This is a genomic window from Clostridium formicaceticum (genome assembly GCF_001854185.1).
Taxonomy (GTDB): domain Bacteria; phylum Bacillota; class Clostridia; order Peptostreptococcales; family Natronincolaceae; genus Andreesenella; species Andreesenella formicacetica.
In genome coordinates, this window is sequence record NZ_CP017603.1 from 837187 (window position 1) to 859589 (window position 22403).

Here is a 22403-nt window from a genome sequence, read left to right on the forward strand (position 1 = left end):
TTGTCTATTTTTATACTTTGGTGCGCTTATTTCTAGTATAATAAGATAAAAGATATACAGACAATCACAGCAAAAAATTTGTGCAGCAATGTAGAATGGAGGATTGATTTGAATAAATATGCTTTGATTATTGATTATATAAGAAATTTATCACAGGAAAAGAAAATAAAAACAGGGCAAAAACTACCTTCTATAAGATCCCTTGCAGATAAATTTCAATGTAGTAAGCTAACTGTGGTTAGAGCCTATAAAGAATTAGAGCAAGAACATTTTATCTATTCTGCTCCTAAAAGTGGATATTATTTAGTATCGAAACACAAAAAAGAAGGCTTAAGTAAATCAAATATATATTTTTCTACAGTACTTCCTGACATAAATATACTTCCTTACGATGAATTTCATCATTGCCTGGACCAAGCTATGGAAAAATATAAAATGTATCTGTTTTCTTATGGAGAAACGCGGGGTTTGCCTTCATTAATCGAAACCCTTAGAAAACACCTCCAGAACTATCAAGTTTTTTGTAAACCTACCCAAATCGTCGTTACATCAGGATCACAGCAAGCAGCAAGCATACTAACTAACTTGCAATTTCCTAATGGCAAAAATACGATTTTAGTAGAAAATCCTACCTATGATAGAATGATTAAAAACTTACAGCTACATTCAGTTAGAACGATTGGAATAGATAGAAACTTTCATGGGATGGATCTAAATAGATTGGAGAGAATTTTTCAAGAAGAAGATATCAAGTTTTTCTATATCGTACCTAGATTTCATAATCCCATTGGAAGTAGTTATTCAATGGATGAGAAAAAAGAAATTTTAAGATTAGCTCAAAAATATGATGTGTATATTCTAGAAGATGATTATCTTTCAGATTTAGATACAGATTCCCGTAATGATCCTATATATTCATTAGATACCACCGATAGAGTTATTTATCTAAAAACATTCTCTAAAATCTTATTACCTGGTTTAAGAATTGCAGCAGTAGTTTTACCAGAAATATTAGTATCTCAATTTTTAAGATATAAACAGTGGACTGACATTCATACTTCTATGCTTCCGCAAGGCGCTTTAGATATTTATATCAATAATGGAATGTTCAAACGATCAGTAACACGATTAAAGCGCATATACAAAAAGCGTATGGATTACTTAAAAAATATTTGCAATAGTTTTGATCGTGAAGTTTTAGATGCCAATATTCCTCATACTGGATTTTTCCTTTCTATGAAATCAACTAAACCTATACAATATAATGTTATACTACCTGAACTTTCTAAAAAAGGCATTATTATTAAAGATATTCGAGAAAGTTATTTAGAAAAAAATCAAAAAATGAACTTAATAAAAATTAGTGTTTCTAAGACGGATAATCAACAAATTAAAGATGGGATGCTTAGTATCTATAATTATTTTCTAAATCAGTGAACTCCTCCAGCTAAAACTGAACATCGGGGAATCAGGTGGAGAGTCTACTCCACCTGATTGAAAATCCCACCTACGCTAACACTTAGAGGTGGGGGGGCTTATACTCTAAAAGTAAAATCATGATAAAAAAGCAAGTTCAGCATTACTTAATGCTAGCTTGCTTTTTCACCAAACACTTTACTGGATTAAGATCTCAAGTTCTATAAAGGAACTTTGAATCAGGTTGGATTAGGGGAGTAGCGTCTCCACCTGATTCCTTGATATTTGCTTTAGTTGGAGAAATTCACTGACTTATGCTTCTACTGCTTCAGTTGCTAACCCTAAAGCTTCTCGTTTTTCTTCAATTCTTTCAATCATCTGCTGCGCTGCTTTGTGAGGATCAGGCTCCACGTGAAACTTTGCTCCTACTATATCTTCTGCTTTGTTAGTTAATATATCAACAATGATATCACTACCTGTTACTGGAGGAACCACCCCAAGCCAAGTGTCAATACCTGAAGTAACCACATAGGTTCCTATGGCAATAGCTTTTTCCGACATCCATTCTGGGGCTGCACCAACTACTGGTAAATCACTTATATCTACTTTTAATAACTTAGCAAGTTCAGATACCAGCACAAGTATGCGGCTTATATCAACGCAGGAACCCATATGAAGCACTGGTGGTATATCTACCAGCTCACATACTTTTGCAAGGCCTTTTCCGGCAAGTTTTCTTGCTTCTTTGCTCATCAATCCAGCTTTCGCTGCTGCTTGTGCTGCACATCCGGTAGTTACAACAATCACATCGTTTTTGATTAATTCTTTCATAAGTTCCACATGGCCATAGTCATGTTTCACTTTTGGGTTATTACACCCAACAACTCCCGCTGCTCCTCTTATAACGCCAGAAGCTATACAGTCAGCAAGAGGTTTTAATGTTCCACCCTCATCTAGTTGAGAATTTACAACTCTATCTAGTTGGCTTTTTATAGCTTCAACACTATAGCCCACCACTGCATGAGATTTCGTTTTAGGTATAAATACTTTTTTTGTATCTCTATTTTTAAAATTCAAAACAGCTTCTCTAACAATCTCCTTGGCAGACTGCAGGGCTTTTTCTTCTTCAAATTCCATATGGGTTGCACCAGTAATCTTAGCCTTTGGAGAGGTAGTAATAAACTTCGTATGATAACATTTTGTAAGAGGAGCAAGGGCTGGAAATATACACTGAACATCTACGATAATAGCTTCTACTGCTCCTGTAAGCACAGCAAGCTCCTGCTGATTCAAGTTTCCTGCTATTTTTACACCATGTCTCATGGTAACTTCATTGGCTGTACAACACATACCAGATAAATTTATACCTTTTGCTCCAACTTCTTTTGCAAGCTGCAATAATTCTGGATCTTCTGCCGCCAAAACCATCATTTCAGATAAGGAAGGTTCATGCCCATGGACGATGATATTTACTTGATCTTCTTCTAATACCCCTAGGTTTGCCTCTGTTTCTCTTGGTACAGGCACCCCAAACAAGATATCACTAAATTCTGTGCCAATCATAGAACCTCCCCAGCCATCAGCAAGTGAAGCCCTCATTCCCTTATGTACTAAATCTTTTGCATCGGCACAGCATCCTATATGTGTAGAGTGCATAATCGTTGCGATTTCCTTGTCTATAGCACCAGTTCTTATATCATTCTTTTCCCATACGCTCTTTCTTTGCTCAGGAGCTCTTTCTAAAAATCGTAAAGTTCCAAAAGGTTTTCCAAATTCATTAAGGGCAATTTCTGCTACTTCGTGGGCGATATCATAGATATCTCTATTTTCTATCTCTACTTCCCATTCTTTGGCTAGGTTTAAAAGTTTTTTCTCATCAGTTATTTTATAGTTTCCATCTCTCTTTGCCATATGTAAAACATGCGCTATATCTCTTCCATGATCAGAGTGGGTAGCTGTTCCAGCAGCAATCATTCTAGCTAAATTTCTAGCAATAATAACATCTGCTGTTGCTCCACAAATACCCTTTTGTGCGCCTTTACCTTCTGTAGGACTTATTCTACAGGGCCCCATAGCACATATTCTGCAGCAAAGACCTTGTTCACCAAAACCACAAGGCGTTTTCATTACTTTTTTTCTATCCCATAAAGTTTCGATTCCTTCTTTTTCAGCTTTTCTGGCAAGTTCTTCTGTTACAGGATCAATCGAATAGATTTTTTCTTCCATACAAGTATCCCCCTCAGCATTTTTTAACTTCATAATTTCCTTATTAATTTTCTTTAATTTTATAAACTTTTTCCCTATACTTTTTACATAGATGTACGCTATGAATTTTAATATACTAAGGGTGAAACCATAGACTGTGTATATTAAAGTTCAGGTTTTAAGACCTACATCTATGCGTAGCAGGATTGTCACTTTTAGTATAATGATAAGTCCACCTTATAAGCAAGGCGCGGAAAACACGTGTGTACTAGTACAGATGAACTGTATTAATCAAGGTATACTTTAGTTGATATGCTATACTAAAGCAAATTTGGATTGTATTAAAAAACACAAATTTTTAAAAATAAAAATTTATATCATAACATCTGCTACGGCATATATTAAAGAATTATCAACATAGAATCTATCTTATCTCCAATAAGATAGACCATGATAACAGCAGAAAAAAAGATAGCCTAAGCTACCTTAAAGTTATTGATTACTCTATTGACTTCATCCTCTTTTAATGTTTCCCTTGCCATTAATTCACCTGCAATAGCATGCACTAAGTGGATGTTCTCTTCTATAAGCTCTTTTGTCTCTGCATACAGTCTCTTCATTTCTTTATTGCATATCTCAGCTAATCTTTCACCAGCCCCTCTGGATTCTCCCATCAGGATATCATAATTGATTATACCTACTTCTTCATTCATGCCAAGTTGCCTTATCATAATTACTAAGATCTCCGTAGCTTTTTGGATATCATTCCTTGCCCCTGTAGTTATATTTTCTTCTCCAAAAACTAGTTCTTCTACAACCCTACCAGCAAGAGCAATTTTAATACTATGAAACATATCTTTTTTCCTATGATACATGCTGTCATGAGGAATATTCATACTGAATCCTCCTGCCCCCTTGGTGGTCGGTATAATTGTTACCTTTGTTACTCTATTTTCAGAGGATAGCAGTTTTGCAGCAATGGTGTGGCCTGCTTCATGATAGGCTGTGATCCTTCGTTCCTCTTCTTTAATATTACTTCTATCTTTTTTTTCTTCTCCAGCAATCACCGTACATAAAGCCCTGTCAATATGTTTTTCTGAGATAAAACTTGCACTTTCTCTAGCTGCATAGATGGCTGCTTCATTCATTAGATTTTCCAGTTGTGCTCCACTAAAGTAAACAGTTTGTTGAGCAATTTTTTCAATGCTAATGGTATCTTCTATGGGTCTATTTTGTGTATATAACTTTAAAATATCCTGCCTCGCCTTTAAATCCGGTAGACCTATCTCTATTTGTCTGTCAAAACGACCGGGTCTTAGAAGTGCTTCATCTAAAATGTCTAGTCGATTAGTGGCAGCCATAACAATAATCCCTTCACTTCCTTTAAATCCTGACATTTCTGTCAACAACGCATTTAGAGTTCTATTAGATTCATCGCTGCCCCCTAAACCACCGGTATCTCGTTTTTTTCCTATAGCATCTATCTCATCAATAAAGATTACACACTTTCCTTTTTCTCTAGCACTCTTGAAAAGATTTCTAATCCTTCCAGCCCCAAGACCTGCGTAAACCTGTACAAAATCAGAACCTGAAACAGCTAAAAAGTCAACACCAGCTTCACTTGCTAAGGCTTTCGCCATTAAAGTCTTACCTGTACCGGGAGGACCATATAAAATTACTCCTTTTGGCATCCTAGCACCATAACGCTGATATTTTTCAGGATTTTTCAAAAAATCTGCCAACTCCATGATGCTTTCCTTTGCTTCTTCATTTCCTGCAATATCCGCAAAGGTAATGGTTGATTCTTTTTGCGTTGAAAATTCTACGGAAGACATTTTATCATATTCCCTTGAAGTTTGTTTTGAGCCCTGCTTAACCAGCACAAAAGCAATTATAGCCATAACTCCAATCAATATCATGAAAACTACAATTTCAGCAGCGGAATACTTCTCTTCCACCTCTACTATAATGATATCTGCTGTTAGGAGACTTTCTTTTAAATTATCTGTATTAAAATAATTCCTCAAGGCTTGACTCTCATTAAGTTCTCCCTTAACTTTAAGATTATTATCCACCCCCTCCCGTACCTGTTGACTTAAGGGTGCTTTCATAGATGCTGTTTCTGCTATTAAACTGCTCTCATTTTCTGCTATATTTAGTATTAGAAAAAAGATAGCAATTCCTATACCTATTAGTATTTTTATAGGGGTTTTCATAATTTCATCTCCAATATACTATTTTCTACTTCCTATAAGGATATCTTGTTAGGGGCTTTTATATAAATCAACACCTTATACCCCCCATGGGTATAATATACCCCCTATAGGTATTAATGTCAATATTTTTTTATAATTTTTTTCCTTCATACCCTCTTTCTATAATCTATAGTCATCTTATGGATTATTTTCATTAACTCTTTTCAGTATGGAATATAAAAAAGATCTTCATCTCTGCTAATAATTAGAGATGAAGATCTTTTAATTAGAAAGCTTTTAGACAATTATTGGTGCCTTATTTGCACCACCTAGCATAACCTAACTTCCTTAAAGGCACTTAATAGAAAAAGATAGGCTGTTGATTATTTATCGAATCGGACATACCCCTGTTGCACAATCATCGCTATTAAATTCCAATTCAATCTCTTGTTTCTCATACTTACTAATTAGAGAAGGAATAAAGTCCTTCATAAGCTCTGCTCTTTTGTTATACTCTTTTTCATCTATTGCCTCATAGGGTAATAACTTATAGAAATGTTCTTCTAATGATAGGAAGGATACAGCTACTATGTCCTCCCAATCATTCCATACCCAATTTCCCACCTGCTCCCATTCATGTTCCCTAACATGTATGGTTATAGAACAATTGTGATCCACATAATGATCCATAAACATTTTATAGTTTTTTAATTGTTCTATTGCAGATATATCATATTTGGTTTTGCCCTGAGGTGCTTTTACCGGAAACTCTACTACTTTCGTAGAACAAGTCTCCCATTCTTGACCTACTTCTGGGAAAACAGGATAGCCTAGTTCCTCACAAACTTTTACTAAGGGATCATCAGCACTTACACGTATTCTCCTTATATAATAGGGAGCATGAGAGTAATGAACACCGCTAGAGACAATCGGTAATTGGCTTAAAGTTCCTTCAGGTTTAATTGTTGTTACCAATAAAGGTGCATTTTCTCCAATAGCCTCGGCATACGACTTCGCCTCCCTATGGGCTGTTTCCCTTAAACATCTCAGTAACTCGATTTCTTTTTCTTTTGTAATACCCGTAGCATTCACCATATCCTGCCAACCTGTCAAAGAACATCCCAGCAATTTATCTCTCTTTTGTACAGCATCCCACATGGGCAACTCTAGCTCAACACAGGTCATTCTATAACTTGCCCTCACAGATAACCTTTGAGCCTCCATTAAACCTTCTTGATCCAAAGTACCATCCTCTTTGACAAAAGCATAAACATTCACGGTCGTTAAATTACACAGCCCTCTAGAATCTAAAAGAATCTCTCCGCAGGGGTTGACCCCCTTTACATTAGGTCTCCTTTTTAAAGCAGCTTCAGCATTTACCCACCCAGGTTCCCCTGAGTATCTCATTCTCTCCATTAGCCAATGTAGTTCTTCTCTAGTGGGTTTAGATTCGTAATAAATGGAGTTATTACTCATTTGTCTATGGATAATCTCGTTGTCTACCATCCATTGGCCTTCGATTTGTTTATAAAGGTTAGACTTAGCTTCAATACATTCTCTATCCTGCTGATCAATTAAAACCATTTCAGCAGTACGTCTTACTCCACCGACTACAACATTTTCTCCAATAATGTTAGCTATATCAAGACAGTCGATGGGCCTTAGTTTCACTTTGTTCGAGTCATTTGCTTTACTCTTACTTTTAATAACTTTATTTATTTTATAAAACATATTTTTTAAACTCTCATGACCGCTGGCTGTTCCCCCAAAGGTTTTTAACTTTTCTCCTCTAGGTCTTACATGATCATAATTAATAATAATTGTTTTTATGTTCCTATACTCATGGCTATATACTAACTTAAAAAAGAAGTCTAAAGCCTGCGTCCAACCTTCTTTACTGTCACCTACAGTGATTTTCACTGTGTTTTTATGTACAAACTCTAAACTAGTATTATCTTCTCTCAAGTTCCTAGGTACAGGGGTGTAATCTTTATGTATAATATCATAATCTATTCTAACCTTAGGTAATGCCTTAACATCTTTTTTTAAAACCCTTACTCCTACTCCCGAGCCTACCATCAACAGATAAAATAAATCTTTAAAAGAGTCAAAGCTATCTATCACCAAAAATGCACAGTTATAATTGGCCATAGGATAACTTCTAGCTACTGGCGTATTTCCTACCCAAAAAGTTCTGCCCGACAAAAATTGTTTTAAGTTATAAACATTATCGAATAGTTTCTCTGCTTCTTCCCTTGCAGTAGGGACAAGACTACAGTTATACTCTACAGCCCTTCTGACGGTTTCCCACCAATACTCCCGCCTACCTTCTTCTGGAAGCCATCTAGCATAAGTTCTGTAGTAAACAAAATTCCCCAACTGCTGCATCGGAGAAAGTTTATGCTTATATGTACTGATAAAACCATCTGTTAACAGTTTGCTTTCTTCCTTTTGTCTAGCCGTTCGACTTCTACTTCTTTGACTTCTATAAATAATGTATCTCTTTGCTGCATCTTTCCTGTCGCTGCACATCAGCATATCCTCCACCATATCCTGTATCTCCTCCACATGTAAAGGCAATGTGTGATTTTCCATTTTAAAAGTAATTTCTTCAGCTATTTTTTTGCTTAAGCCCTCATCTATTCCTTTTGTTGTCTCTATCATTGCTTTCTTTATTGCATTAACAATTTTAGAACCATCAAATTCTACCAACCTACCATCCCGTTTCATGACCTTCAACATAAGCAACTCCTCCTCACAACTTCTTGAAATCCATCTATTCCGTCTTTAGAACAAGATTTGGTGCAATTCATATTTTTGACCGCAATATATTGTATCATCTAGCCTTTTAAATGTCAAAATCCTCAAGAAAGTATAAATAAAGATTTATTGGGTATTTTGGATATTATAGGTTACTAAATACCCATATTTTTAAATTTTATAGAGAATATCTCAGCGTCTAAACAACACAAAAGAAAAGTAGGCAACAGCCTACTTTCTAAAAATAATAGCTAATATTTCTTCGATCGTATTGGTAATATATTCCCCTTTTTTGTACTTTCTTTTTGCAACAATTACTTCTACTTCGTTACCATTCGCTACAATATCTCTTACGATTTTAGGTGTTTCTATAAAAACACCTTTTTCTTTATAATTTTCCTCCAAAATCACAAAGGTAGGGAGTTTTGTTTTACCTCCTACTTTATAGTCCTCCATGTAGGCTTCATTACCTTCCCTAGGCAAAATACCAATTTTAATATTTTCATTGATATCTCTCATTTTTTGCAATGCTGGTACATTTATCATACAATCTGGGCACCATATTTCAGCAAAGGCCAACACATATATCGGTTTATCAATTTTTTTTATTTTTTCTATTAGTTGTTCTTCTAGAAAAATATTTTCATATATCTCCAATGTCTTTTCTCGATTAACATCTTCATCTTCCTTTAAAAAGGTTTCAAAAGATCCTGCTGACGCAAACAGTTCGCGAAAAATCATTTTTATCTCCCCCTTGTGGTTGGCTGTACTATTTATTTATTATATCATTATTTGTTATGGAATTTAAGTAAATTTGCTACAATTTAATATTTATTCTTATTAGCATTGATAATTTCAAAAATCTACACTTCTAAATATCTTCCCAGCAAATAACACTCGCATTAAGCAGGTGATGCAAAGGTCATGGTCTTCAACCTTTATGTTCATATTTTTGATTAACAGCAACATCAATGAAGTTTTTTAACCTCCTTGATTTAATTAAGCCCTTTCAGCGCAACACAAGAATAACGAAAACCAAAAAAACTTCTACGTTTTTTGTAGAAGTTTTTTCATATCGCAACGACCTACTCTCCCAGGCAGCTTCCCGCCAAGTACCATCAGCGCTGAAGGGCTTAACTACTGTGTTCGGTATGGGAACAGGTGTGACCCCTTCGCTATTGTCACGATATTAAGTAGATGACCAAAATCTTTAATTTTGTGTCAGTCACTTAGTTAGAAATCGATTGATTCCTTTCCTTCTTTTCATCAGAAGGAATCATGAGACTTTCTAACATCCTTTGTTGGTCACTTAGTTAGCTTATGACCTATGTCTTATTTAATTTGAGGTATTATTCCCTCAAAACTAAACAATGTATGAGTTATTGGTCAAGTCCTCGACCTATTAGTATCGGTCAGCTTAATACATTACTGCACTTACACCTCCGACCTATCTACCAGATAGTCTTTCTGGGGTCTTACTCCTTTCGGATGGGAAATCTTATCTTGAGGGGGGCTTCGTGCTTAGATGCCTTCAGCACTTATCCCTTCCGTACATAGCTACCCAGCGGTGCCTTTGGCAAGACAACTGGTACACCAGCGGTACGTCCATCCCGGTCCTCTCGTACTAAGGACAGCTCCTCTCAAATTTCCTACGCCTGCGACGGATAGGGACCGAACTGTCTCACGACGTTCTGAACCCAGCTCGCGTACCACTTTAATGGGCGAACAGCCCAACCCTTGGGACCTACTTCAGCCCCAGGATGTGATGAGCCGACATCGAGGTGCCAAACCTCCCCGTCGATGTGGACTCTTGGGGGAGATAAGCCTGTTATCCCCGGGGTAGCTTTTATCCGTTGAGCGATGGCCCTTCCACTCGGTACCACCGGATCACTAAGTCCGACTTTCGTCCTTGCTCGACTTGTTGGTCTCGCAATCAAGCTCCCTTATGCCTTTGCACTCTTTGCACGATTTCCGACCGTGCTGAGGGAACCTTTGAGCGCCTCCGTTACTTTTTAGGAGGCGACCGCCCCAGTCAAACTGCCCGCCTGACAGTGTCCCAAAACCAGATCATGGTTCATGGTTAGAACTTCAGTACTACAAGAGTGGTATCCCAACGTCGACTCCCCCAAGACTGGCGTCCTAGGTTCTAAGTCTCCCACCTATCCTGTACATCTAGTACCAAAATCCAATGTCAAGCTGCAGTAAAGCTCCACGGGGTCTTTCCGTCCTGTCGCAGGTAACCAGCATCTTCACTGGTATTACAATTTCACCGGGTCCATTGTTGAGACAGCGCCCAAATCGTTACGCCTTTCGTGCGGGTCGGAACTTACCCGACAAGGAATTTCGCTACCTTAGGACCGTTATAGTTACGGCCGCCGTTTACTGGGGCTTAAGTTCTGTGCTTCGGTTACCCTAACACTTCCCCTTAACCTTCCAGCACCGGGCAGGCGTCAGCCCCTATACGTCGTCTTTCGACTTTGCAGAGACCTATGTTTTTGCTAAACAGTCGCTTGGGCCTGTTCTCTGCGACCGAAGTGTGCTTACGGAGCAAGTCCTTCACACCCTTCGGCACCCCTTCTCCCGAAGTTACGGGGTCATTTTGCCGAGTTCCTTAACAATGGTTCTCCCGCTCGTCTTAGGATTCTCTCCTCACCTACCTGTGTCGGTTTGCGGTACGGGCACCTAGTTTCTCAATAGAGGCTTTTCTCGACAGTGTGGAATCAGTTGCTTCGCTACTTGTTTTTCGCTCCCCATCACCTCTTGGGATTATGCTAAAACGGATTTGCCTGTCTTAGCTCCCTACTGGCTTAGACCCACTCAACCAACGGTGGGCTCAACCTATCCTTCTGTGTCACCCCATCTCTCAAACGATTCTAGGTGGTACAGGAATCTCAACCTGTTGTCCATCGCCTACGCTTTTCAGCCTCGGCTTAGGTCCCGACTAACCCTGAGCGGACGAACCTTCCTCAGGAAACCTTAGGTTTTCGACGGGTAGGATTCTCACCTACCTCTCGTTACTCATGCCAACATTCTCTCTTCTATGCAGTCCACTACTCCTTTCGGTATAGCTTCAACCCACATAGAATGCTCGCCTACCACGCTGACGTAATCATTGCTACCTTCATAGATACGTTTGAGCTTAAGGTATTTGGCCAAAACTTTATTCTAACCTATCGGTTAGTTTTGGCTTAATGTCCTTTAATTTCTCTTCTATAAAAGTACTAATGATTACGTCAGCATCCATAGCTTCGGTGATACGTTTGAGCCCCGGACATTTTCGGCGCAGAATCACTCGACCAGTGAGCTATTACGCACTCTTTAAATGAGTGGCTGCTTCTAAGCCAACATCCTGGTTGTCTGTGCAACTCCACATCCTTTCCCACTTAACGTATACTTTGGGACCTTAGCTGATGGTCTGGGCTCTTTCCCTCTTGACCACGGATCTTATCACTCGTAGTCTGACTCCTGAAAATAAGTTAACGGCATTCGGAGTTTGATAGGTTTTGGTAACCGGTGAAGGCCCCTAGACCATTCAGTGCTCTACCTCCGTCACTCTCATTTCAAGGCTAGCCCTAAAGCTATTTCGGCGAGAACCAGCTATCTCCGAGCTCGATTGGAATTTCTCCGCTACCCACAGGTCATCCAATGACTTTTCAACGTCAACTGGTTCGGACCTCCACGAAATTTTACTTCCGCTTCATCCTGCCCATGGGTAGATCGCACGGTTTCGGGTCTATAGCATGTAACTTGTCGCCCTATTAAGACTCGGTTTCCCTTCGGCTCCGTACCTTCAGTACTTAACCTTGCTACATACCATAACTCGTTGGCCCGTTCTACAAAAAGTACGCGGTCACACATATAAAGTGCTTCCACAGCTTGTAGGCAAAAGGTTTCAGGTTCTTTTTCACTCCCCTCCCGGGGTTCTTTTCACCTTTCCCTCACGGTACTATGCGCTATCGGTCACTAGGTAGTATTTAGCCTTGGGGGGTGGTCCCCCCTGCTTCCCACAGGGTTTCACGTGTCCCGTGGTACTCTGGATCATCCTCAAAGACCTTCAAAGTTTCGCTTACGGGACTTTTACCCTCTATGGTGGAGTTTTCCAACTCTCTTTAACTACTTTTATTCGTCCTCTATAAAGATGTCCGCAACCCCAAAAACTTAAGTCTTTGGTTTGGGCTCTTCCCCTTTCGCTCGCCGCTACTGAGGGAATCGATTTTTCTTTCTCTTCCTCGGGGTACTTAGATGTTTCAGTTCCCCCGGTCTACCTTCTATTACCTATGAATTCAGTAATAGATACTTGGACATTACCCCAAGTGGGTTTCCCCATTCGGACATCCACGGATCAAAACCTGCTTGCGGTTCCCCGTGGCTTTTCGCAGCTTACCACGTCCTTCTTCGGCTCCTAGTGCCAAGGCATCCACCCTTTGCCCTTAATAACTTGACCTTTAGTGAATTACTTCAGCTTTTTTCTTTCTCATATCATTGTTTAGTTTTCAAAGAACAATCTAAAAGACTATAGATGTTAAAAATTCTTCCATTCATTTTTTGTTGGTTTAAAACCATTGTCGTGGATTACAGAATTTTTAACTAAGCGACTAACACAAAATCTAAGATTTTGGTTGTCTGCTTATTGAGAAACAAAAGTCCCTCAAAATTAAACAGTATAGTAAAAGCCTTTCTCCTTAGAAAGGAGGTGATCCAGCCGCACCTTCCGATACGGCTACCTTGTTACGACTTCACCCCAGTCATCGGCTTCACCTTCGACAGCTCTCTCCTTTCGGTTAAAGTAGCTGGCTTCGGGCGCTTCCGACTCCCATGGTGTGACGGGCGGTGTGTACAAGACCCGGGAACGCATTCACCGCGACATTCTGATTCGCGATTACTAGCAACTCCAACTTCATGTGGGCGAGTTTCAGCCCACAATCCGAACTGAGACCGACTTTATGAGATTCGCTCCAGATTACTCCTTCGCTGCCCTTTGTATCGGCCATTGTAGCACGTGTGTAGCCCTGAACATAAGGGGCATGATGATTTGACGTCATCCCCACCTTCCTCCGAGTTGTCCCCGGCAGTCTCTCTAGAGTGCCCATCCGAAATGCTGGCAACTAAAGACAAGGGTTGCGCTCGTTGCGGGACTTAACCCAACATCTCACGACACGAGCTGACGACAACCATGCACCACCTGTCACTTCTGTCCCCGAAGGGAAAGCTTCTGTTAAAAAGCGGTCATAAGGATGTCAAGTCCAGGTAAGGTTCTTCGCGTTGCTTCGAATTAAACCACATGCTCCGCTGCTTGTGCGGGTCCCCGTCAATTCCTTTGAGTTTCACACTTGCGTGCGTACTCCCCAGGCGGAGTGCTTAATGCGTTAGCTGCGGCACTGAGGTTTGACCCCCAACACCTAGCACTCATCGTTTACGGCGTGGACTACCAGGGTATCTAATCCTGTTCGCTCCCCACGCTTTCGTGCCTCAGCGTCAGTTACAGTCCAGAGAGTCGCCTTCGCCACTGGTGTTCCTCCTAATATCTACGCATTTCACCGCTACACTAGGAATTCCACTCTCCTCTCCTGCACTCAAGCCAATAAGTTTCCAAGGCTTACTACGGTTGAGCCGTAGCCTTTCACCCTAGACTTTATTGGCCGCCTACGCACCCTTTACGCCCAGTGATTCCGGATAACGCTTGCCCCCTACGTATTACCGCGGCTGCTGGCACGTAGTTAGCCGGGGCTTCCTCCCGAGGTACCGTCATTTTTCTTCCCTCGAAACAGAGCTTTACGACCCGAAGGCCTTCTTCGCTCACGCGGCGTCGCTGCATCAGGGTTTCCCCCATTGTGCAATATCCCCCACTGCTGCCTCCCGTAGGAGTCTGGACCGTGTCTCAGTTCCAGTGTGGCCGGTCACCCTCTCAGGTCGGCTACTGATCGTCGCCTTGGTAGGCCTTTACCCCACCAACTAGCTAATCAGACGCGGGCCCATCTTGTACCAATAAATCTTTGGCTATTCTAAGATGCCTTAAAATAGCTTTATGCGGTATTAGCAATCGTTTCCGACTGTTATCCCCCTGTACAAGGTAGGTTACCCACGCGTTACTCACCCGTCCGCCGCTAACCTCATCATCTTCCACCCGAAGGCTTCCGATAAATCGGTTCGCTCGACTTGCATGTGTTAGGCACGCCGCCAGCGTTCATCCTGAGCCAGGATCAAACTCTTAATAAAAGTATTGTAACCAAAATCTTTGATTTTGTGTTAGCTACTTTGTTAGAAATTTTATGTTTCGTTTCCTTTGGTTTTTTATCACTAAAGGAAACATAAAATTTATAACTTTCTTAATTTCTTACCTTCTAAAAATTCATCAGAATCTTTCAGGTTGCTGGCTTAATATCTATACTGTTTAATTTTCAAAGACCTTTTTTCTGCCACCCTCGTTTGGCGACTTAACTACTATATCATACTTTGCTATCTTATGTCAACACTTTTTTAAAAATTTCTTTTTCATCTGTGTCGAACTTTCTTCTTTCCTGTCACCCCTTGCTGGCGGCGACTTTTACTACTATACCAAACTTCCTTGCCCTTGTCAATACTTTTTCTAAGTTTTTTTGCAAAGATAGAGAAACCACTAAGCCCTGCATGCGAAGACCCAGCGATACCCTTTGTCTTCTATGTGTAAAAAGAGGACTAGGTTACCCTAATCCTCTTTTACTATTGGCTTCATTGTTGGAAATAAAATGATGTCTCTAATAGATGCTGAGTCAGTAAGAAGCATGATCAGCCTGTCCACACCAATTCCTAGTCCACCGGTAGGCGGTAATCCTACTTCTAATGCATTGATAAAGTCTTCATCCATTGGATGAGCTTCCTCATCTCCAGATTCTCTTTGTTTTAATTGTTCTTCAAACCTTTGTTTTTGATCAATAGGATCATTCAACTCTGAAAAAGCATTCGCAATTTCCCACGTATTTGCAAAAGCTTCGAATCTATTTGTAATCATTGGATTGTCTGGATTTCTCTTAGCAAGAGGTGAAACCTCTACAGGGTGATGCAATACAAAAGTTGGTTGAACTAAATCCTTTTCACAAAACTCTTCAAAAGCTAAATTCACAAGATGTCCTCTCGTCATACTATCTTTGACATCTAAATGCAATTGATTCTTAGCAATTTTTCTTGCCGCTTCATCGCTTTCAATAGCATAGAAGTCAACATTTGTTTTCTCTTTAACCAAATCATGCATAGAAGCTCTTTTCCAAGGGGGCTTGAAATCTATTTCTATTCCTTGATAGTTTACTACTGTAGTTCCATTTACCTTTTCTGCACAGTATGCTACTAAGTTCTCTGTTATTTCCATCATAGATTCGTAGTCCTCATAGGCTGCATAAAGCTCTATATTCGTAAATTCAGGGTTATGCTTTATAGATATCCCCTCATTTCTAAACATTTTCCCCATCTCATAGACCTTGTCAAATCCCCCTACTATCAGCCTCTTTAGGTAAAGTTCATTTGCTATTCTAAGCTGCATGTCCAAATCCAGCGTGTTATGATGAGTTAAAAAAGGTCTTGCTGCTGCACCACCAGCAACAGTTGTAAGAATAGGTGTTTCTACCTCTAAGTAACCCCTATCGTCTAGAAAACTTCTTATCGCTTTGATGATCTTATTTCTCTTCAAGAAAGTTTCCTTAACGTCGGGATTTACTATTAAATCAACATATCTTTGTCTATATCTCAAGTCTGGATCTTTTAAACCATGCCACTTGTCCGGTAAAATTTGTAAAGATTTTGATACTAGATAAACTTCAAATGCCTTTACAGATATTTCGCCCTTTTGTGTTTTGAATACATCACCTTTAATTTCGATAATATCTCCAATATCATATTCAACAAATAAGCTATATGCCTCTTCTCCAATAGCATCTTCTCTTACATAAGCTTGAATACGTCCTTCTTTATCTTGTATATTTATAAATCCAGCCTTACCATGACCTCTCTTGGCCATAATTCTTCCTGCAATCGTTACCCTCTGCCCCTCTAATTCATTAAACTTTTCTTTTATCTGTTGACTATGATGTGTCACATCAACTTTCTCAACTTTAAAGGGATCTTTTCCTATGCTTTTTAAGTGATTTAATTTTTCTCTTCTTATTTGCAAAAGTTCACTTAAACTTTTTTCTTCTTCATGCTTATTTGTCATTTGCGTATCCACCCTCCCAATAGTAAGTAATCTATGTGTATATCATCGCCTTAGTTTTTATCCGTCTATTTCGCCCTTTTCTATCTTCAATACTTCATATTTTGTTACACCATCAGGAATTTGCACCTCTACAATAGCCCCTATTTTCTTACCTAAAAGTGCTCTACCCACAGGAGATTCGTTAGATATTTTTAATTCATAAGGGTCTGCTTCAGCAGAGCCAACAATAGTATACTCTACAATTTCATCAAACTCTATGTCTTTCACCTGTACAGTAGTCCCTATACTCACTTGATCTAAGCTTATATCATCCTCATCAATCACTCTTGCCTTCTTTAACATGCTTTCTAACTTCATGATTCTTTCTTCAACTTGGGCTTGTTCATTTTTTGCTTCATCATACTCAGAGTTTTCACTTATATCCCCAAAAGCAATAGCTTGCTTAATTCGCTCAGCTACCTCTTTCCTTCTAACGGTTTTCAAGTGCTCTATTTCATCTTCTATTTTTTTAAGTCCCTTGAGGGTTAATACAACTTCTTTATCTACCATGGTTCTCTCTCCTTTTTATGTAAGATATTTATTTATCCTATTCATCATTGAAGTTTTTACTACTCTAAATCCTACAGACTTGCAACTTTATACTTGAATTCTAATATCCAGATTTTACGAGTTTCCCCTCAACTAAAAAACGTAGCTAAAACCCGCAAACGCAATACTGAATATATTAAAATTCACAGGCACACATCTATATTATAAAGGAATAGTAAATGTGTATGATATATTTTGATAATATATGTCCTTATTCCTAATTTATTCTTCATTACTGATGGTAAATTTACCCTTAAGACATCATAATAGCACTGCCTTTTTACAGTGCTTTCCAATTAATATATTGTAGTTATTATAAGCCAGTAGTTTTTAATTGTCAAGCCAAAAGCAGGGCTAAATTATCGGTTTTCTCCTTTTATCAGTTTTTCAAACATTAGACTGCGTTTGGAGGTACTCTATCCTAGGTTTTAAATTGATGGCTTCAATAACTTCTTCGTAGCTCTTATACTCCCCCTCCTGAATAATAGCTGTCATCATTGCCTCCATAACGTTGGTACCAAAAGACCTATCTCCTAACTGTGGCGTAGTGGTAACCAAAAGGTACACTTCTCTCGCCTTTAATTCTAAAGTATCATCCCTTGTTATAGTATTGGTGATAACTATTTTTCCCTTCATAGATTGGGGCATGTAACGTTTTATATAATGAAAGTCACCAGCAATGATATCTGCAGTATTATAATATTTATTTAGTTTGTTTTTTATGTTTTTGTTTTGCTTATTGCCAGTTGGATATAACATCTTAAAGGGTAGTCTGCAAACTATAGGAGCTATGCATTTAGCAATTTTTTGCATGCGATTTAAAGAAAAGATAGGTAGATTTACGCCTAAAGCAAAGAGAATATCCCCTAGAATTATTTTACCTTCATAAGCATCAATAGCTTCTGCCATACCATAACGGTCTAGAGCACAGGTAATTAAGGTTGTTTTTTCTCTAAAATGTATAATATCTTTTTCCTCTAAATATCGAATCACCTTAGGCTCTAAGGTATTCTTCAACCCAGAGCCGTCTACGATTGGTGTGATTCTTGCTGCCCTTTTTAAAGGCAAAGCTTCTCTAATGGTGTACCTATTTTTTCCTGCCCATAGATATAAATCAATACCTCCCATTCCTAATGCCGCTACTTTACCGTCTAATTCTTCAATTAACGTCAAAGCTTTTTTTATACTGCCATCAGTGCCAATTCTCTCTATAACAAATTTTTCTCCCAACAATTCCACTTGTACACAACTATCTCTTTTAGAACTCCCTATGCTAATACTAACAATTCGTTTCATAAATACCTTCCTTCCCAAAACGCTAGTAGCCTACCGCAGTGAATAAACGTATTTCTATTATTAACTTTTAGCCTAGGGTTATACGATTTTTTTAGATATTCTTATGAAGAAAATGTACCTAAGTATTGCAGAAGAATTTTATCCATCTCCTCTATAGATTGGACAACATTAATCTGTCGTCGCACTTCAGCAGCATTTTTAAACCCTTTTAAATACCATGCAATGTGTTTGCGCATTTCCCTTATTGCTACATACTCCCCCTTATACTTAATCACCAAAACCATATGTCTTCGTATAGTATCCATTACCTGCTTAATTGTTGGCTTTGGCAAGACCCTATTATTTTCTATATAATAACCAATTCTATGAAACAGAAATGGGTTTCCCTGAGCACCTCTAGCCACCATAATGCCATCACATTTGCTTTGTTGTAATAGATTCATGGCATCCTCAACGGTAAATACATCCCCATTTCCAATTACAGGGATACTTACCGCTTCTTTTACCTGTCGAATAATGTCCCAATCTGCTTTACCCGTATAAAACTGTTCACGGGTTCTGCCATGTACCGCAACCGCCTTTCCTCCACTATCTTCTATCCGTTTTGCCATTTCTACAGCATTAACGCTTTCATCATCCCAACCTTTTCTTATTTTTACTGTTACGGGTTTTACAGCCTCCTTTACAACCGCCTTTATTACTTCCCCCGCTAACTTAGGATTTCTCATTAAAGCACTACCATCACCATTTTTTACAATTTTAGGCGTAGGACAACCCATGTTAATATCTAAAATAATATTTTCTCTGTCATTAAGATAGTAAGCAGCTTTTGCCATAACCTCTGGCTCAGAACCAAAGATTTGTAACGCTACAGGCTTTTCATTCTCCTCAATCTTCAGCAACTCTTCTGTATTTTTATCCCCATAATAGAGACCTTTTGCACTTACCATCTCCGTATAAACCATGCCACAGCCCATTTCCCTGCAAATCAATCGAAAGGGCAAATCTGTTACTCCCGCCATAGGAGCAAGAAATACATTGTTTTCTAAAGTTATTTCTCCTATTTTCATAATCCCCACCACTTTCCTATTTTTCTATAGTACATAACAGTTATAGTTTTTCAAAATAAATCCTTTCATATAAGTAAAATAGAGCCTAAAGATAGGCTCTATTTTACTTTGGTTATTCTTTCTTCTTGATTTCTTTCATAAATAATCCTTAGTCCCTCTAAGGTTAAAAATTTATCTACGATATGAATATATTTTGTTTCACTAGCAATCAAGGTGGAAAGTCCACCAGTGGCTATTACCTTTGTACTATGTCCTTTAAGTTCTTTGTTCATCTTTTTGATGATGTATTCCACCAGACCCACGTAGCCATAAATAATACCTGACTGCATACTATTTACAGTATTTTTACAAATTACTTTTCCTGGCTTTATTAACTCTACTCTAGGAAGTTTGGCAGCTCTTTGAAACAGTGCGTCGCTAGAAATTTTGATTCCAGGAGCAATTGTTCCCCCCAAGTATTCTCCTTTTGCAGATATAGCACAGAAAGTGGTAGCAGTACCAAAATCTACGACAATCAAAGGACCTCCGTATTTTTCATAGGCGGCCACTGCATTTACAATTCGATCTGCCCCCACTTGTTTGGGATTGTCATATTTTATATCCATACCAGTTCTTACACCAGGTCCCACCACCAAGGGTTCAATACCGAATATCTTTCTGATGGAATTTTCTAAGGAATACATAATATTAGGAACTACAGAAGATACAATAACGTCCTTAACCTCTTTCGGACTTCTTCCACTATATTGAAATAATTGATGAATCAAAATACCATATTCATCGGAAGATTTATCTTTATCGGTGGCAATCCGCCAAGAATCTATTAGTAAGTCATCTTTATATAGTCCTAATACAATATTTGTATTACCTACATCAAAAACTAAGATCATTTGTTCACCTTCTTAAATTTATGGATTAACTTGTCTTAACAAAGTTTTTCATCGCCTTCACTACAGCATATACAATAAAAGACGAAACAACTACTTCTGCCGTTCCATTAATAGCCGCTATTCCTAGTACAGCTTCTAATGGTAAGTATCCCCTTAGGTAAATCATCGTCATCACGCCTACTGTATTGGTGGCTGTTCCCACCACCGCTGGTACAATAGCATTTTTAGATAGCTTATAAGTATAATAACTCATTATGCCAATCAGCAATCTTGGTAAAATTGCTACAAGTGGATCTGCAAAAAATGGTGTTGTCGCCCTTAATAAACTGCTCACACCAAAAATGATACCCACAAAAGTTCCTATCATAGGTCCCCCTAAAATAGCTCCAATAATGACTGGTATATGCATTGTTGTAGCATTGATCCCTAAAAAGGGAATAGGAATATACCCAATAGGTGTCATACTTAGGGCAACAGAAAATCCCCCTAGCATCCCTGCCACTGCCATTTTTTTTGTAGAAATTCTGTTTTTACTACCCTTTAACTCTTTACTACAAATTGACATAAAAACACCTCCGTTCCAGCTCTTTACGATGCCGGACATTTTAATTTTTGAAACGCAAATCATTGTACCACAGTCTAACTCCACATAGATATTAGCTGTTTTACTGTACTATTTTATCAATTTCTTTTTTATAATTCAAGTATAAAGCATTATATTTATATATACCCCTTTTCGGATCGGATAGATACCTCTCCTGATACTAACAATTCCTCTTTCCCATCTTCTAATTGTACTTTCAATAATCCTTCATCATTAATTTCCAATACCCTTCCCTTCAGTTCTTGTTCTCCCTTAATAATCCTGACGGTTTTTCCAAGAACAGCAGAATAAAGCCTTATGATTTCTAAAGTTTCATCTAAAGTTCTTCTGTCGATATAGTGTTGGTAAAGCGTTTCAAATTCCTTAAGTATACAAGCGATTAAAGTTTTTCGATCTATCTTCTTACCTTTTTCTATCGTCAGAGAAGTAGCAATATCCTTAAATTCTTCAGGAAAGCTTTGATTATTAACATTAATTCCTATACCGACGATTAAGTAATCAATTTTATTTAGTTCTCCAGCCATTTCGGTTAAAATGCCACAGACTTTTTTCCCTCCAACTACAATATCGTTTGGCCACTTAATATAACCTTCTACACCGGCTGCTTCTCTTATTGCCTTGCATACTGATGCAGCCGCTATTTGCGTCATTTTCATCCCTTCAGTGGGAGGAATAGATGGTTTTAGAATAATGGACATCCAAATACCTTCACCTTTAGGCGAACTCCAATTTCTACCCAGCCTTCCCCTCCCACCGGTTTGTTCTTCGCCGATGACAACGGTACCATGGATAGCATCCTTTGCAATTTTTTTGCTATAATTATTGGTAGAATCTACACTATCAAAGAGAAGGATCTCCTGCCCTATTTCTTTTGTTCTCAATTGTAGTTTTAGCGCATCTATTATTATCTTGTCAGAGGTTTCTATCAGTCTATATCCCTTCTTGTGTGTAGTTTCTATAGTATATCCCTCCTTTTTTAGCTTATTCATATGTTTCCAAATAGCAGTTCGGGACACCTGAAACTTTTCGCTAAGTTCTTCGCCAGAAATATATTCACCCTGTCGGACATAAAGTTCTTTTAATATTTTTTCCTTCAAGTTTTACACCTCATCTTCATCAAGACGTATCACTACATCTTTGTTTTTTATTTATTGTAACATAAAAGAGGATGTACTGAATACATCCTCCTTATGCAGA

The 22403-nt window shown here is 38.5% G+C and carries 12 protein-coding genes and 3 rRNA genes; 1 reads left to right on the forward strand and 14 read right to left on the reverse strand.

Features of this window, described 5'->3' with window-relative positions:
* Positions 1 to 108 precede the first annotated feature (108 nt).
* Entirely contained in the window at positions 109 to 1437 is a 1329-nt protein-coding gene (locus BJL90_RS04035; RefSeq protein WP_070964402.1) for an aminotransferase-like domain-containing protein, read from the forward strand.
* 291 nt (positions 1438 to 1728) lie between these two features.
* On the opposite strand, the gene cooS is transcribed toward BJL90_RS04035, so the two are convergent.
* The 14 genes from cooS to BJL90_RS04105 form a co-directional block, all read right to left on the reverse strand.
* Positions 1729 to 3642 carry an anaerobic carbon-monoxide dehydrogenase catalytic subunit gene (gene cooS / locus BJL90_RS04040; protein ID WP_070964405.1) on the reverse strand — a complete coding sequence of 638 codons (1914 nt, stop codon included), beginning with the start codon at positions 3640 to 3642 and terminating at the stop codon, positions 1729 to 1731.
* A gap of 455 nt (positions 3643 to 4097) precedes the next feature.
* A complete protein-coding gene (locus tag BJL90_RS04045) occupies positions 4098 to 5837 on the reverse strand; it encodes an ATP-dependent metallopeptidase FtsH/Yme1/Tma family protein (protein WP_070964408.1) in 1740 nt (579 codons plus the stop codon).
* Between the two features lie 366 nt (positions 5838 to 6203).
* Positions 6204 to 8558, reverse strand: a complete 2355-nt coding sequence (gene nrdJ / locus BJL90_RS04050; RefSeq protein ID WP_070964411.1) for a ribonucleoside-triphosphate reductase, adenosylcobalamin-dependent — start codon at positions 8556 to 8558, stop codon at positions 6204 to 6206.
* Between the two features lie 249 nt (positions 8559 to 8807).
* A complete protein-coding gene (locus BJL90_RS04055; RefSeq protein ID WP_070964414.1) occupies positions 8808 to 9317 on the reverse strand; it encodes a thioredoxin family protein in 510 nt (169 codons plus the stop codon).
* Positions 9318 to 9648: 331 nt separating this feature from the next.
* A 5S ribosomal RNA gene (gene rrf, locus BJL90_RS04060) occupies positions 9649 to 9765 on the reverse strand.
* Between the two features lie 193 nt (positions 9766 to 9958).
* A 23S ribosomal RNA gene (locus BJL90_RS04065) occupies positions 9959 to 13020 on the reverse strand.
* 242 nt (positions 13021 to 13262) lie between these two features.
* Positions 13263 to 14792: ribosomal RNA gene (locus BJL90_RS04070) — 16S ribosomal RNA — on the reverse strand.
* The 16S, 23S and 5S rRNA genes sit together here, the layout of an rRNA operon.
* Positions 14793 to 15261: 469 nt before the next feature.
* Positions 15262 to 16758 carry a lysine--tRNA ligase gene (lysS, locus tag BJL90_RS04075; protein WP_070964417.1) on the reverse strand — a complete coding sequence of 499 codons (1497 nt, stop codon included), beginning with the start codon at positions 16756 to 16758 and terminating at the stop codon, positions 15262 to 15264.
* Between the two features lie 57 nt (positions 16759 to 16815).
* Complete coding sequence (gene greA, locus BJL90_RS04080) at positions 16816 to 17307, reverse strand: transcription elongation factor GreA (RefSeq protein ID WP_070964420.1); 492 nt, start codon at positions 17305 to 17307, stop codon at positions 16816 to 16818.
* A gap of 426 nt (positions 17308 to 17733) precedes the next feature.
* Positions 17734 to 18642, reverse strand: a complete 909-nt coding sequence (locus tag BJL90_RS04085; RefSeq protein WP_070964422.1) for a quinate 5-dehydrogenase — start codon at positions 18640 to 18642, stop codon at positions 17734 to 17736.
* Between the two features lie 101 nt (positions 18643 to 18743).
* Positions 18744 to 19712 (reverse strand): tRNA dihydrouridine synthase DusB, encoded by a 969-nt coding sequence (gene dusB / locus BJL90_RS04090; protein ID WP_070964425.1) that lies wholly within the window; start codon positions 19710 to 19712, stop codon positions 18744 to 18746.
* A 98-nt stretch (positions 19713 to 19810) separates the two neighbouring features.
* Positions 19811 to 20602 (reverse strand): type III pantothenate kinase, encoded by a 792-nt coding sequence (locus BJL90_RS04095; protein WP_070964428.1) that lies wholly within the window; start codon positions 20600 to 20602, stop codon positions 19811 to 19813.
* 25 nt (positions 20603 to 20627) lie between these two features.
* The gene (locus tag BJL90_RS04100; RefSeq protein ID WP_070964430.1) at positions 20628 to 21167 is read right to left on the reverse strand and encodes an ECF transporter S component; all 540 of its coding nucleotides are present in this window, start codon (positions 21165 to 21167) and stop codon (positions 20628 to 20630) included.
* Positions 21168 to 21322: 155 nt separating this feature from the next.
* The gene (locus BJL90_RS04105; RefSeq protein ID WP_070964433.1) at positions 21323 to 22303 is read right to left on the reverse strand and encodes a biotin--[acetyl-CoA-carboxylase] ligase; all 981 of its coding nucleotides are present in this window, start codon (positions 22301 to 22303) and stop codon (positions 21323 to 21325) included.
* Between the last annotated feature and the right edge of the window lie 100 nt (positions 22304 to 22403).

Excerpts from the sequence above, each read along its gene's own strand:
- cooS (WP_070964405.1), bottom strand. The coding sequence starts at position 3,642 with ATGGAAGAAAAAATCTATTCGATTGATCCTGTAACAGAAGAACTTGCC.
- BJL90_RS04085 (WP_070964422.1), bottom strand. The coding sequence starts at position 18,642 with ATGAAACGAATTGTTAGTATTAGCATAGGGAGTTCTAAAAGAGATAGT.
- nrdJ (WP_070964411.1), bottom strand. The coding sequence starts at position 8,558 with ATGTTGAAGGTCATGAAACGGGATGGTAGGTTGGTAGAATTTGATGGT.
- BJL90_RS04100 (WP_070964430.1), bottom strand. The coding sequence starts at position 21,167 with ATGTCAATTTGTAGTAAAGAGTTAAAGGGTAGTAAAAACAGAATTTCT.
- lysS (WP_070964417.1), bottom strand. The coding sequence starts at position 16,758 with ATGACAAATAAGCATGAAGAAGAAAAAAGTTTAAGTGAACTTTTGCAA.
- BJL90_RS04055 (WP_070964414.1), bottom strand. The coding sequence starts at position 9,317 with ATGATTTTTCGCGAACTGTTTGCGTCAGCAGGATCTTTTGAAACCTTT.
- BJL90_RS04045 (WP_070964408.1), bottom strand. The coding sequence starts at position 5,837 with ATGAAAACCCCTATAAAAATACTAATAGGTATAGGAATTGCTATCTTT.
- dusB (WP_070964425.1), bottom strand. The coding sequence starts at position 19,712 with ATGAAAATAGGAGAAATAACTTTAGAAAACAATGTATTTCTTGCTCCT.
- BJL90_RS04095 (WP_070964428.1), bottom strand. The coding sequence starts at position 20,602 with ATGATCTTAGTTTTTGATGTAGGTAATACAAATATTGTATTAGGACTA.
- greA (WP_070964420.1), bottom strand. The coding sequence starts at position 17,307 with ATGGTAGATAAAGAAGTTGTATTAACCCTCAAGGGACTTAAAAAAATA.